This is a genomic window from Buttiauxella cochleicola (genome assembly GCF_021282435.1).
Taxonomy (GTDB): domain Bacteria; phylum Pseudomonadota; class Gammaproteobacteria; order Enterobacterales; family Enterobacteriaceae; genus Buttiauxella; species Buttiauxella massiliensis.
In genome coordinates this window covers 189,905-203,810 of sequence record NZ_JAJSOT010000009.1, presented here as the reverse complement: position 1 = coordinate 203,810, position 13,906 = coordinate 189,905, and the positions used below count along the sequence as shown (strand labels likewise).

General features: G+C 45.1%; 10 protein-coding genes, 1 other RNA gene and 2 pseudogenes. 11 read left to right on the top strand and 2 right to left on the bottom strand.

Annotation, left to right across the window (positions count from 1 at the left end):
- The first annotated feature begins 212 nt into the window (after positions 1-212).
- From LVQ77_RS19230 to LVQ77_RS19195, 8 genes and pseudogenes are all read left to right on the top strand, one after another.
- Positions 213-1,619, top strand: a complete 1,407-nt coding sequence (locus LVQ77_RS19230) for a TolC family outer membrane protein (protein ID WP_232905252.1) — start codon at positions 213-215, stop codon at positions 1,617-1,619.
- Positions 1,616-3,802, top strand: a complete 2,187-nt coding sequence (locus tag LVQ77_RS19225; protein ID WP_232905251.1) for a type I secretion system permease/ATPase — start codon at positions 1,616-1,618, stop codon at positions 3,800-3,802. Before LVQ77_RS19230 ends, LVQ77_RS19225 begins: the two co-directional genes overlap by 4 nt.
- Positions 3,803-3,809: 7 nt before the next feature.
- Positions 3,810-4,973, top strand: a complete 1,164-nt coding sequence (locus LVQ77_RS19220; RefSeq protein WP_232866675.1) for an HlyD family type I secretion periplasmic adaptor subunit — start codon at positions 3,810-3,812, stop codon at positions 4,971-4,973.
- A gap of 57 nt (positions 4,974-5,030) precedes the next feature.
- Positions 5,031-5,393: a transfer-messenger RNA gene (ssrA, locus tag LVQ77_RS19215) on the top strand.
- Between the two features lie 206 nt (positions 5,394-5,599).
- Positions 5,600-6,728, top strand: a pseudogene (locus tag LVQ77_RS19210) (phage integrase central domain-containing protein).
- A 10-nt stretch (positions 6,729-6,738) separates the two neighbouring features.
- On the top strand, positions 6,739-7,926 hold the full coding sequence (locus tag LVQ77_RS19205; protein WP_232905250.1) for an SIR2 family protein: 1,188 nt from the start codon (positions 6,739-6,741) through the stop codon (positions 7,924-7,926).
- Entirely contained in the window at positions 7,919-9,709 is a 1,791-nt protein-coding gene (locus LVQ77_RS19200) for an ATP-binding protein (protein ID WP_232905249.1), read from the top strand. The genes LVQ77_RS19205 and LVQ77_RS19200 overlap by 8 nt, the downstream gene beginning before the upstream one ends.
- A 1-nt stretch (position 9,710) precedes the next feature.
- A complete protein-coding gene (locus LVQ77_RS19195) occupies positions 9,711-9,920 on the top strand; it encodes a KTSC domain-containing protein (protein WP_232905248.1) in 210 nt (69 codons plus the stop codon).
- 198 nt (positions 9,921-10,118) lie between these two features.
- Here the strand turns inward: LVQ77_RS19195 and LVQ77_RS19190 are convergent.
- Positions 10,119-10,501, bottom strand: a pseudogene (locus LVQ77_RS19190) (phage polarity suppression protein).
- Between the two features lie 183 nt (positions 10,502-10,684).
- A complete protein-coding gene (gene uraH, locus LVQ77_RS19185) occupies positions 10,685-11,086 on the bottom strand; it encodes a hydroxyisourate hydrolase (RefSeq protein ID WP_232866656.1) in 402 nt (133 codons plus the stop codon).
- A 531-nt stretch (positions 11,087-11,617) separates the two neighbouring features.
- On the opposite strand from uraH, the gene LVQ77_RS19180 reads away from it, so the two are divergent.
- The 3 genes from LVQ77_RS19180 to LVQ77_RS19170 all read left to right on the top strand — a co-directional run bounded on the left by LVQ77_RS19180 (position 11,618) and on the right by LVQ77_RS19170 (position 13,829).
- The gene (locus tag LVQ77_RS19180) at positions 11,618-11,908 is read left to right on the top strand and encodes a helix-turn-helix domain-containing protein (RefSeq protein ID WP_232905246.1); all 291 of its coding nucleotides are present in this window, start codon (positions 11,618-11,620) and stop codon (positions 11,906-11,908) included.
- A gap of 220 nt (positions 11,909-12,128) precedes the next feature.
- A complete protein-coding gene (locus LVQ77_RS19175; RefSeq protein WP_232905245.1) occupies positions 12,129-13,223 on the top strand; it encodes a GGDEF domain-containing protein in 1,095 nt (364 codons plus the stop codon).
- A 315-nt stretch (positions 13,224-13,538) separates the two neighbouring features.
- Positions 13,539-13,829 (top strand): Bor family protein, encoded by a 291-nt coding sequence (locus LVQ77_RS19170; RefSeq protein ID WP_154152893.1) that lies wholly within the window; start codon positions 13,539-13,541, stop codon positions 13,827-13,829.
- Positions 13,830-13,906: the final 77 nt, after the last annotated feature.

Below are 13,906 nucleotides of genomic sequence, written 5' to 3'. Positions count from 1 at the left end.
CCCGGGCGCAAAGACGCCCGGGAAAATGGTGGATTAATGTTCGTGGCATACCAAAAAAACAATAGCTATACCCAAAATAATTTGAGTTGTAGGCAGGCGGCAAGCGCGTGAGTCCCCAGGAGCATAGATAACTATATGACTGGGGCGAAGGCGAGCAGCCAACGCACCAACAACTTGAAGTATGAAGGGTATACATTTAATAGGGATAAATTATGGGAAGATTACAGCCTGTCGCTCTATGGCTGGCATGCAGCCTGTGTGTAGCCCAGACGTATGCCGATGATACTCAACAATTCATTACGCCTGAGGGACTTGCTCAACAGCATGAACTCCCCTCTCTTGACGGCTCTTCTTCTCTGCCGCTAAACGCCCCTGCTCCCGGCACACTCACCCTCAACGATGCGGTTAATCGCGCGGTGACCTGGCACCCAAGCATTCATGAAGCCATCGGCAAACTCGCCGGGCAGTCGGAACAAGTCAACGTCGCAAAATCAAAATACTATCCGCAGGTTACGGCGGGCATGAACAATGGCTACAGTAACGGCTACACCGACAGCGGATTTAGCCCGTCGCTGGTGCTGTCGGTTTCGCAGATGCTCTATGACTTCGGCAAAGTCTCAAGCCAGGTGCGCGCCGAAAGCGCGGGCGTTGCGCAGGAACAGGCGAACGTGCTGGTGAGCATTGATAACGTCGGCCACGATACCTCCGTCGCCATGGTTCAGGTGCAGATGTGGCAGCAAATGGTCGATATTGCCAAAGAACAGTTAGATGCCTTGAGCGCGATAGGCCATTTAACCCAGCAGCGTAACGATGAAGGTGCCACGTCAATGTCAGACGTGGTGCAAACCAATGCCCGTATTGAGTCCGCGCGTTCACAATTGATTCAATATCAGGCCAATCTCGACAGCTCCCAGGCCACATTAATGAGCTGGTTGGGATGGAATAGCCTCAACGGTATCAGCAACGAATTCCCCGATAAGCTCGGCAAAAGCTGCGATGTTGCCAAACCGGACGACCGCTTAGTACCTGCCGTTCTGGCGTCCTGGGCACAGGCAAGTGTTGCGCAGGCGAATCTCGATTATGCCAACGCGCAAATGACACCGACGATTTCTCTCGAACCGCAGGTTCAGCACTATCTGAATGATAAATACGCCAGCCACGAAGTGTTGGATCGCACCCAATACTCCGCGTTTATCAAAGTGGAAATGCCGCTTTACCAGGGTGGTGGACTCACGGCACGGCGCAATGCCGCAAGCCATGCGGTTGAAGCGGCGCAATCTGGCGTTCAGCGCACACGCCTTGATATTCGCCAGAAGCTTATGGAATCGCGTAGCCAGGCTCTTGGCCTGATGGGGGCAATTCAGGTTTTACAACGCCAGGAAGAGTTGAGTGCGCAGACGCGCGAGTTGTACCAACAACAATATCTCGGTTTAGGCTCGCGCCCATTGCTTGATGTGCTCAATGCCGAACAGGAAGTCTTCCAGGCGCGTTTCGCTCAGCAGCAGACACTCAGTCAACTTCATCAATTGCAGCTCAACTGCCTGTATAACAGCGGCCGGTTACGCAATGCATTTGGTCTGGAACATCGCACCATCCAGTCACTGGAGATCCAGCCATGAGCAACATCCCCCCACCCGTTGATGAACGACTTACCGAACAAGCACTGAGCAACTGGGCGCATGCCATCAGCCATGTTGCTGCTCACTATCGCGTTGTATGTTCGCCAGGCACTATTCAGGCTAACGCGCCGTGGTTTAAAGATAAGGGCCTGCTTTCGGCCCTGACACAGTTATCACGCCAGGCGGGGCTCTCTTTTCATCTATTAAGCGCCCCTGAACTCGCTATCGCGCAATGGCGACTGCCCGTTATCGTGGACTTAAAAAATGGGCAACTGGCGGTTATTGAACATTTTGACGGTGAGGATACCGTTGATATCTGCGTGATTGATAACGAACGCCAGACCAACCGGGTGGCACTCAGTGAACTCCTGCCGCAAATCCGCTTTGTTGCCGCCCTGCGCCCACTTTCGGCATTAAAAGATAGCCGTGTAGATGCGTATATTTCGCGCTTTAGTCCGGACTGGCTAAAACAATTGGTGATGCAAGATTGGCGGCCCTACGGCCCGGTGATGTTCGCGGCGTTCCTCGTCAACGTGTTGTCGCTTTCGGGCATTATCTTCTCGATGCAGGTCTACGACCGGGTGATCCCCGCGCAATCTTATCCGACCCTTTATGTGCTCGCCTCCGGTGTGATGCTGGCGGTGGTATTTGGTTTTTTACTGCGCGTGGCTCGTGGCCATATTATGGATGTACTCGGCAAACGTGCAGATATGCGCGTTTCTGACCGCGTTTTCAGCCATGCGCTGCGCCTGCGTAACAGCGCGGTTCCCCGATCCACCGGCAGCTTTATTTCTCAGCTTCGCGAGCTAGAACAGATCCGCGAAATGATCACATCGTCGACGATCTCGACGATCGTCGACTTACCGTTCTTTTTCATGTTTATCATCGTTCTTGCGATCATCGCGCCACAACTGGCGTGGATAGCCCCCGTCGCTGCTGTTCTGATGGTGTTACCAGGCATTCTGCTGCAAAAAAAATTGGCCATGCTTGCCAACCAGTCGGCGCATGAATCCACCTTACGCAATGCGGTATTGGTAGAGAGTGTGCAAGGGTTGGAAGATATAAAACTAATGCAGGCGGAAAACCGCTTTTTGCAGCAGTGGAACAGCTACATCCGCATTACGGCGGAATCCGGTCTGCGCACTCGCCAACTCTCACAAGGTTTGATTAGCTGGGGAATAACCATTCAAAGCCTGGTGTATGCGGCGGTGATTCTGTTTGGCGCGCCGCTGGTCATTGAAGGCGATATGACAACCGGTGCAATGGTTGCCGCCTCTATGCTCGCGTCACGCATGATCGCGCCTATGGCAAACCTGTGCGGCGTGCTCGCTCGCTGGCAACAAGTCAAAGCCGCGAAACAAGGGCTGGACAGTATTATGCAGTTGCCTGTGGAAACTCAGCGCGACGAAAGCCTCGTTCACCAGGATATCTTTCACGGCCATTACCTGTTTGAAAACGCGCAGTTTCGCTACCACAGCGACGACCAACGCATTCCTCTACGCATCACTCGTTTAGAGATCCAACAAGGTGAAAGAGTGGCAGTATTGGGCCGTAACGGCGCGGGTAAATCCACGCTCTTGCAGGCTTTAGCTGGCGGCGTCGATTTAGTCAGTGGAGACGTGCGCCTCGACAATCTGAGCATGACGCAAATTGATATGGCTGATTTGCGGCGCAATATCGGTTTCCTGAGCCAGAACGCTCGGCTGTTTTACGGCACGCTACGTGAAAACCTTACCCTTGGCGCACCTCATGCCAGCGATGAAGCCATCTTCGAGGTGCTTGAAATTAGCGGCGCAGGCAACTTTGTTAAGCACCTGCCAAAAGGGCTCGACCACGCCATTATGGAAGGCGGCACCGGGCTGTCGGGCGGCCAGCGTCAGTCAATCCTGTTGGCCCGCATGTTATTACGCTCACCCAATATTGTGTTGCTCGATGAGCCCACAGCTTCCCTTGATGACCATACCGAACGCGAATTTATTCAGCGCCTGGGGCAATGGCTCGGTAATCGCACATTGATAGTCGCCACACACCGGGTGCCGATGCTGGAGTTGGTAGAACGTGTACTGGTTCTGAAGGAAGGACAACTGGTGATGGATGCACCAAAGGCGCAGGCACTGAGTAACAGCCGCGCCGCCGCGCAAGCAAACGGACGGGAGTGGAAAAATGAAAACCAGTCAGCGTGATGTCGCCATCGACGACCCCGATATTCAGCGGGAAAGTGAGTTTTCCGGTGCAAGCCGCATTATCACCCTCAGCGTTTTACTGTTTATATTGCTCGGCGTCTGGGCATGGTTTGGCACCCTTGATGAGGTTTCGACGGGGACAGGGAAAGTCGTCCCCAGTTCACGCGAACAAATACTCCAGTCGCTCGACGGCGGTATTGTCACCGAAGTGTTAGTACATGAAGGCGACAAAGTTCAGGCTGGGCAAATTGTTGCCCGGCTTGACCCCACCCGTTCAGAGTCAAATGTTGGCGAAAGTGCCGCACGTTATCGCGCATCGCTTGCCTCCAGCGTGAGACTTAATGCGGAAGTGAGCGATCTCCCGCTGGTCTTCCCTGATTCTCTCAAAGCCTGGCCGGACCTCACCGCTTCTGAAATGCGCCTGTATAAAAGCCGCCGCGCACAACTCAATGACTCTACAGCGGATATACAAGATGCGCTGGTGTCGGTTAACAAAGAGCTGGCGATAACTCAGCGCCTGGCAAAAAGCGGTGCCGCCAGTAATGTAGAAGTGCTGCGCCTCCAGCGGCAAAAAAGCGACCTGCAACTGAAAATCACCGACCTGCGCTCACAATATTATGTGCAAGCGCGCGAGGCGCTTTCCAAAGCAAACGCCGAAGTCGACATGCTATCTGCCATTATCAAAGGCCGGGAAGATTCGGTTAGCCGTATGACCGTGCGCTCGCCGATGCGCGGTATCGTAAAAAATATCCAGGTGACAACCATTGGCGGCGTAATCCCCCCCAACGGGGAAATGATGGAAATCGTCCCGATTGATGACCATCTACTGATTGAGGCTCGTCTCTCCCCGCGCGACATTGCTTTTATCCACCCGGGCCAACGCGCGCTGGTAAAAGTCACCGCCTACGATTACGCCATTTACGGCGGCTTAGAAGGCGAGGTGGAAACTATCTCCCCGGATACCATTCAGGACAAAGTTAAGCCTGAAATCGTCTACTACCGGGTATTTATACGCACCCAACAGGACTACCTGGTGAACAAAGCCGGACACCATTTTTCAATTTCGCCAGGTATGGTCGCCACCGTCGACATCAAAACAGGGCAAAAAACCATCGTCGATTACCTGATTAAACCCTTTAACCGCGCCCGGGAAGCTCTGCGCGAGCGTTAAGAGGGATGAGGGGTAGTCAGTGAAGCTACAACTCTGTTATACTTACAAAACACTTGTGGGGCTGATTCTGGATTCGACGGGATTCGCGAAACCCAAGGTGCATGCCGAGGGGCGGTTTGCCTCGTAAAAAGCCGCAAAAAAATAGTCGCAAACGACGAAAACTACGCACTAGCAGCTTAATACCCTGCTTAGAGCCTTCTCTCCCTAGCTTCCGCTCTTAAGACGGGGATCAAGAGAAGTCAAACCCAAAAGAGATCGTGTGTAAACCTTGCCTGGGGTTGAAGCACTAAAACTAATCAGGATAGTTTGGTAATGGCGTGTCTACCCGCAGTTGCCCGGCGAATGTAAAGATAGACTAAGCATGTAGTACCGACGGCGTAGTAATTTCGGACGGGGGTTCAACTCCCCCCAGCTCCACCAAAATTCTCCCTCAACGATTACCAGAGTCGTCCGAGGAAGTCCTAGAAGCCCGCACAGCGTAAGCCTTGCGGGCTTTTTTGTATCCGTTATTTGTCCGTAACCATCCGAGAAGATCCGCCTGAATCCTGTGATAATTGGTATACGTTTAGGTACACAGCCATGCTGTAGGCCTAAAAACGTGTGCCAATTATGGAAGGAATCCAGCCATGGCGCGACTAACCCGCCCTCTCACTAACAATGAAATACTCAAAGCAAAACCTCGTGAGAAAGACTTCACCCTTCATGATGGTGATGGTCTGTTCCTGCTCGTAAAAATCTCGGGTAAAAAGTTATGGCGTTTTCGCTACCAGAAACCCGGAACTAGCAGCCGTACAAATATTAGCTTAGGTTCTTACCCTGCTCTATCTCTCGCAGTCGCACGCCAGATGCGCGACCAAAATCTCACTTTGCTTGCTGATCGTCCCACAGCAACAACAAGAACAAACAACTGAACAGCGCAAAATTGAGCCAGGCAGTATTTTCTCAGTTGTCGCTGCAAACTGGTTCCAGCTCAAAAGCAAAAGCGTCACGGAGGATTACGCGAAATATATTTGGCGTTCTCTTGATAAAGACGTATTCCCAGCCATTGGGAAGATCCCTGTTCAGGAAATCAAAGCCAGAACAATAGTTGAAGCACTTGAACCCATCAAAGCGCGTGGAGCACTTGAGACCGTTCGCCGCCTGGTACAGCGCGTTAATGAAATAATGATTTATGCAGTTAACACTGGTTTGATTGATTCAAACCCAGCATCCGGTGTGGGTATGGCTTTTGAGAGGCCAAAAAAGCAAAACATGCCAACATTGCGACCGGAAGAACTGCCAAAGCTGATGCGCTCGCTAGTAATGTCTAACCTTTCAGTTTCGACTCGTTGCCTAATTGAATGGCAGCTCCTGACACTCGTCCGCCCTTCAGAGGCTTCAGGTGCTCGATGGGCAGAGATCGATCTCGATGCCAAATTATGGGCAATTCCAGCAGAACGAATGAAAGGTCAGCGTGAGCATGTATTTCCAAGCAGAAATGATCCAAAGCAAGCAATGAATAGCCAGACGGCTAATGCTGCTTTAAAAAGGATTGGATATGGTGGTAAGTTGGTTGCGCATGGCCTTCGCTCCATAGCAAGCACAGCGATGAATGATGCAGGGTTAAATCAGGATGTCATAGAATCAGCCCTAGCACACACAGATAAGAATGAAGTTCGAAGAGCATACAACCGTTCTACTTATCTTGAACAACGAGTAGAACTGATGGATTGGTGGGGTGTTTACGTCTCCACATTCTCGAAAACTACAATTTAATGGAATAAAAATGAGCGCTTCTGTTCACAATCCTGATACATACATGTTTGATTTCCGCCAACTTGTAACTAATGGAAGAAAAAAAATTGGAATTCTGATTGGTGCAGGGGCGCCAGTAAGCATCAATATTGGTAAAGGGGAACAATATGAGCCGTTAATACCGAATATTGAAGGTTTAACAAAACATGTTAAACAATCGCTTTCCCCAGAATTACTAACCATATTCGAAGCACTAGAAGAATCCCCAAACAAAAATAATTTAGAAAAAATTCTTTCTGATGTAAGAACATTAGCCGATATCATCGGCAAGCATAAAGTTCATGGGGGTGATGCAGATAAATATAAGGAATTAGAATTAGCAATTTGCTCTAAAATTAAAGAGGTTGTGAGCAAACCACTCCCTGAATATCAAAACCCTTACAGTGAATTAATATCATGGATAAATGGTATCAACCGTAGCTACGGCGTTGAGATATTCACAACTAATTATGATTTACTCTGTGAAGATGCCTTAGAACGCTCACAAACGCCTTTCTTTGATGGATTCACTGGTTCTAGATACGCTTTTTTTGATCCTGCTAGCATTTCAACAAATGATCTACCACCTAGATGGGTAAGATTATGGAAATTACACGGTTCGATTGGCTGGATGATGCGGTCTAATGGACAAGTAACGAGAGTTCCTGAATGTGAAATCTCTAACATGGTCTATCCATCTCATATTAAATATTCTCAAACTCAGGCTGCACCATTCTCTGCACTTTTTGAACGATTAAAAAACTTCATAATGGAGCCAGATTCATTACTTATTACAACTGGCTTTTCATTTGCCGATGCGCACATATCATCAAAAATAAGCGAATGTCTTTCAGCAAATCCAACAAGCGCAGTAATAGCATTTCAATATAACAAAATAGAAGAGGAACCCTGCGCTATAGACCTGGCCAAAAGAACGCCAAACCTCAGCGTTTACTGTAAGGATGGAGCAGTAATAAATACAATTAGTGCCATTTGGAAAACTGGTGAACTACCTAGTAAAAATTGGGATTATGTTCGAAAAGAATATTTAAATGATAAAAAAGAATTCGTTTTAGGTGACTTTAAAGTACTTGCAAGATTCTTAGCAATTGCAGGCGGAGAGGTGTCCTCTTCACCGATGATTTATGAAAATAAAGCTGAGGATAAGAATGATGAGTAAGTCGATATTAACCTCAACTTCAATTGGAGTCATAACATCTATTTCGAGTTCATCTGTTACTGTTCGGCTTTCACGAAAAGTCAACTCTGGATTATTGGTTATAGAAGGAAGGACACATAAAGTTGGTCAGGTTGGAAGTTTTGTAAGAATACCTCAGGGTTATAATGATTTATATGGTGTTGTCGGTTCAAGTAATGAAAGTTCCACCATAGACCATGAGGAAAAAATATCATCAGATAATAGGACTATCATTGTCGAATTGGTAGGTGAAAGCTCCTGCGGTTTTTTCGATAGGGGTATTAGCCAATACCCATCTGTAGGTGATGATGTTCATATGGTCTTAGACTCAGATTTAAAAATAGTATACGGTTCTCAAAGTCAAAATCTAATAACCGTCGGTAAACTAGCTAGTTCAGAAAGCATTGATGTTAATTTAGACATTGATAAATTAGTAACGAGACATTCTGCGGTGGTTGGTTCTACTGGCTCAGGTAAATCAACAAGTGTATCTGGTTTACTACGCTCTATTTGTTTGTTAAATGATAAGAAAGATAACTCATCACGTATATTATTAGTTGATATGCATGGCGAATATTCAAAAGCACTTAAAGACATTTCAAAAGTATTCTCAGTAGACCCTTCTGAAGGTGAAAGTAAATTAAACATACCTTATTGGGCGCTCCCTACAGAAAAACTCATTGAATTCCTATGTGGAAATATAAATGAGTTAAGTAAGAACGCAATGATTGAATTTATTACAGAAGAGAAAAAGAAGTCCCTTGAACCCAATAACATAACTTATATTAATGAAAGTAAGATAACTTCCTTTACTCCACTACCCTATAATCTTAATAAATTATGGTATAAATTTATTTTCGATGATACTGCAACTTATTTAGAAAAAGAATTTACAAACCCTGCTTATAAAGATAATTTTCAAGGTGATGCAAACACGTTAACAGCACCAAAGTTTCTCCCACCCGCAACAGCAAGTAATCCTCCATTCAAAAAAGGCAATCACTCTTTAACCAAACAATTAAACTTAATGAAAGCCAGATTGATTGATAGCCAATATTCGTTTTTCTTAACCCCTGAAAATTACACTCCCGATGAAAATGGCGTAATAGAAAAAGATCTCGATTCACTTCTAAACGAATGGTTAAACCATGACAAACCTATTTCCATTTTAGATTTATCAGGTATGCCTTCAAATCAATTAGATATGCTCCTCGGTTCTATTATGAGCATTGTCTTTGAAGCGTCTCTTTGGGGGCGAAACCTAAAGCCAGGATTAAAGAAAAACCCTGTATTATTCGTCCTTGAAGAGGCGCACAGGTACCTTTCTAATAATGACAATGGGTTAACAAAAGATTTAGTCCAACGAATTGCTAAAGAGGGAAGAAAATTTGGTGTGGGCTTAATGATAATTAGCCAGAGACCATCTGAAATTGACGACACTATACTTTCACAATGTGGAACTCTCTTTGCTTTAAGATTAACAAACGCAAATGATCGATCAAAGGTAAAAGCAGCAATGTCTGATGGGCTTAGCTCGCTTATTGACTCCTTACCTATACTGAGAACCGGAGAAGCAATTATCATTGGCGAAGCTGCTAAATTACCTTCTCGATGCAAATTTAAGTTACCTCCAGATGGGTTTTATCCCGATAGTCAAGATCCTGAAGTTAGCAACTCATGGGGTAAACCTAGAGACCCTGATAAAAACTATTCAAAATTAATAGAAGCATGGCGTTTAAATAAACCAATGAAAGAGGATAAATAAAATGGAAAGATTAGCAGTTAGTTCATCTAACCTAGCGTCAGTTGGTTATGATAATACTGCTCTTACACTCGAAGTAGAGTTTAATAATGGAGGAGTCTATCAGTATTATAATATTACTGAAGATGTTTACACAGACTTAATGAATGCAGGTTCTATCGGTTCATATTTTAGTAATAATATAAGGAATGTTTACCCTACACAAAAAGTTTAGTTTAATTGCGTGCGCGCAATGCTATCCCCGCCACGCCTTCCCGCTTCATGGGTGGGTTTTAATGCAGGTGCATGAACACCCCGGAGCCGCGCCAGCTCTGGGGTGATGAGGTGTGAAAAATACGGGGTTTTACATGCAAAACCATGCACCGTAATGCATGGTTTAATTGAATTAAATGGCGGGATTTTCAGGTCAATTTTATGCGGATTGTTGCTGGTTCAGTTCTGCCAGCCGGTGCGCGTAAACATGGTTTTGTGCCGGTGTATATTTCTGCTGATTATCAGCCCGCGAAGCCTTATCAGGCCTGAATCCGATGGACGTTAAAATGTCACTGTTTTCCGCTGTGTAATGAATTTCCGTACCGGTCGCCAGATAATCCCGCAGGGCTTCCCGACGTAATGCGTCGCTCGCCGTATGGCCAACTCGCGGATTGCCGCCGGAAGCTGATTAATCCCCATTAATTCCGGTGCCAGCATACTGACCAGTGCTGCCCCGTTTTGCTTCATAAATGCATCAAGTGAATGACAAATACTGGTGTGCTGTACCGCTTCATGAGAGCGAATATACGCCCCGCCGCCCACCAAAATTCTCCCTCAACGATTACCAGAGTCGTCCGTGGAAGTCCTGAAAGCCCGCACGGCGCAAGCCCTGCGGGCTTTTTTGTGTCTGTGATTTGTGCTGTGTACCCTTCCCATAAAACAAAAAGCCACCGGCAAATGCCAATGGCCATCCATAAACTCAGAAACAATTAACGATGATTGATCTTAACTACCCCGGTAAGTTGAGTAACCGTATTGACTCAACAATAAAGGGATATGGAGCTTTTGATTCGTCTTAGTGACGTTGAAAATCACAGGAACTGACGGGAAGAATGTTTCCTGATTATTTGCCTTGAAATAATCCCCCACTTTAAAGGTCACTTTATAGATGCCTGGTTCCATATCACCGTTGTTCGGGAAAAGTGATTTGATTCTGCCGCCGGTATCCGTTTTTGAAGTCGCGAGATGCTTCCAGGAAGAACTTTCTTGTTTGTCCAATTCAACGACTACGCCCTGGGAAGGTAAACCAGTCTGTTGATTGAGAATATGAACACTAAGAGTGCCTTCTGGTGCTGCAAGTGCACTGAAGCTGATCAAGGAGAGAATTGAAGCCGCTAAGATTTTCATTGCGTTAACCTGTTGTAGATTTGTTAACGGATTATATGAACCTACACACATAATAAAATTAAACTTTTTGTTATATGTCTGCGCCTTTGAGATTGAAATTGGCTTTGATCAGCGACAACCCTGGTGTAAGGAAATTATCAAGGGTTTGAAGGAGCACGTGAATAGTCTGCAATTCCTGAAACTCATAAAAATTCTTTGGAAAACAGCTCGCATTCCGTCTGTTAGCGGGTTGGTTAACACTTCCGATTTACGTTATAGTCAGCGCCGCTGCGGCAAAATCCGCAGCCGGGATTTGCACCCCGCCAGAAACTACAAGGATTCACTTAATGTTATGCATTGAGTGTCAATGTCTCTGCACACCCGCTGTTTGAACAGTTCAAAAACTGTACTCACAACTTCAATGGTGGCTCAGGCAGGGCAATCTTCGGATTGGCCGGTGTCCTTGTAGGCCGGTAGTGCAAACCCTGTTTGGGCTACCACCAAGAGATTTGCACCTCTGGTGGTAATCATTACCACTACAAGGAGATGTAAATGACACTTTCACACAGCCCTACTTTCCTACCTTTTCAACAAGACTGGCACAAGGCCGATATCATCGCGGCGCTGCATAAAAAAGGCACCTCGCTGGCTGCCGAATCCCGCGCTGCAGGATTAAGTTCGACGACTCTTGCCAATGCGCTGATACGCCCATGGGCGAAAGGTGAATTGATAATAAGCAAAGCGATTGACGTACCCGTCGAAATCATCTGGCCGAGCCGCTACATTAATCCCCAAACAAACGAACCGATCATCCGTTTAATGCGCAACCGTCATCCGAAATAAGCAATTAGCGTCATCTGCCTGAATCTTTCACAGGTGACGCTGTAATTAGAGGGGATGAAAACTTTCTGGTTGGATTTAGACTGTGATCAGAATAGTCCCCATATTAAGCCGGTAGAATCCTTACCCTAAATGGAACTTGTGATATTATAAGAATGTTTTTGTACAAAAACATTCCATATGTTAATAAACACCAGCAAATGAAAAAAAGAGTAATGATATTATGAATTATGATGATGCTATTGATGAAGAGAGACGTAAAATGATCTCCCTCAGTGGCGCATGGTTTATTGTTGTGACATTAACACTGTCTGCTTTCGTTTTATTTTATTCCTATTTCCTGGACGATGATAAATATATAACAGTAAATACTTACAGTAAAAACCTCGCATTCATTTATATTTTATTCATATCCACGCTGTGGATTGTTCGCACATTAAATCCTTCTTATCTTGATAAAAACTGGATGAGAAATGCATCAATGCTTATTTTTATTAATGGGCTCATATGGGGGGGCATTGTTTTTTGTTATATCATGGAAAACCGTCTTCTCGGGCCAGTTTTTCTTTGCGTGATCGTATTGTTTTGTGGCGTTGTATCTGGTTATCCCTTAAAGCTAATTTTTGTTTATTGCCTACCTATTTTCAGCTCATTATTACTGGCAACCTTTTTAAAAAATGGATTACTTCAATCCCTGTATATGTCAATTATCCTGGCAGGGATTTGGTTCATTATAAAAACCAGCGACTCTTTAATTAAAAGAAGAATAAATAAGGAGATTGCTACTTCATTAATTTTAGAAAAAAAAGCATTTAATGCGTATAACTATGCCCAAACAGATTATCTGACAGGTGTTTTTAATCGCCGTGGTTTTGAGGTCGAGTTTAAAAAAGCGGTTTCACAATGTGTGATTCAACAAAAAGCCTTTGCCATCATACTTGTTGATATTGATTTTTTTAAGAAGATAAATGACAGCTTTGGTCATGTCGCTGGCGATGATTGTCTTATCACCGTTGCCGATAAAATTAAAAGTTGTATTAAACCTTTCGCATCAAGCGTTTCTCGATATGGTGGAGATGAATTTATTATTATCATCAATGATGCAACCTCTGCAAAGATCGAGATGCTGTGTAAGCATATCAAAAAATCCATCAATGAAAGTAGCTTGAAATCCATAGGAGACCAGAGCATTTCAGTCACGCAAGGTGCGGCTATTTGTAACGATGCAAAGTATGTCAATGATATTATAAATTGTGCAGACAAAGCTCTTTATGAGGCAAAGGATAATGGAAGAAACTGCTACCGAATATCCAAATAATATATAGCTTACAGAAAGAGATAATGCCCCCAGTTACTGACATAACCAATGAATCGTAAAGGTGGCCAGTCACCTTTACGAGCCAATAAATCAAACCTACTTTCTTGAAAATGAGAATGATTTTAAACTCTTTATACCAACACTTTTCAACATAGTTCAATCATCGCTAAAACAATTCCACGCATTTCATTTAACATAAATCAATATAAATTAAACGCCTTTTACTATTCTGAAGATAAAGTGTGCGAACTTTTATTTTTTAAGTACTTTAAGAAAGAACATATAAACTCTTAACTTCACTATAAAATGGTTACCATGAAAAAATTATTAATTGCAGCTATTACAACTATGGCATTATCTGGTTGCGCTCAACAAACCTTCAAGATTAATAACGGTATTGCTGAAAAACCTTCTCAGGAAACTAAACAAACATTCTTTGTTCAAGGTCTTGGGCAATCTCAGACCATAGATGCCGCTCTTGTTTGTGGTGGGGCTGATAAAGTCATCCGCACAGAAGTACAGGAATCAGGAATGGATGTACTTCTGCGAGTTGTATCACTTGGCATTTATACACCTCGTGAAGCCCGAGTATATTGTTCTAAATAATTATTCTTCGCAGGCATTCATTGAATGCCTGCTGAAGGATGGTCTACCTTTATCAGATAGCGCGTAGTTTTGATTAC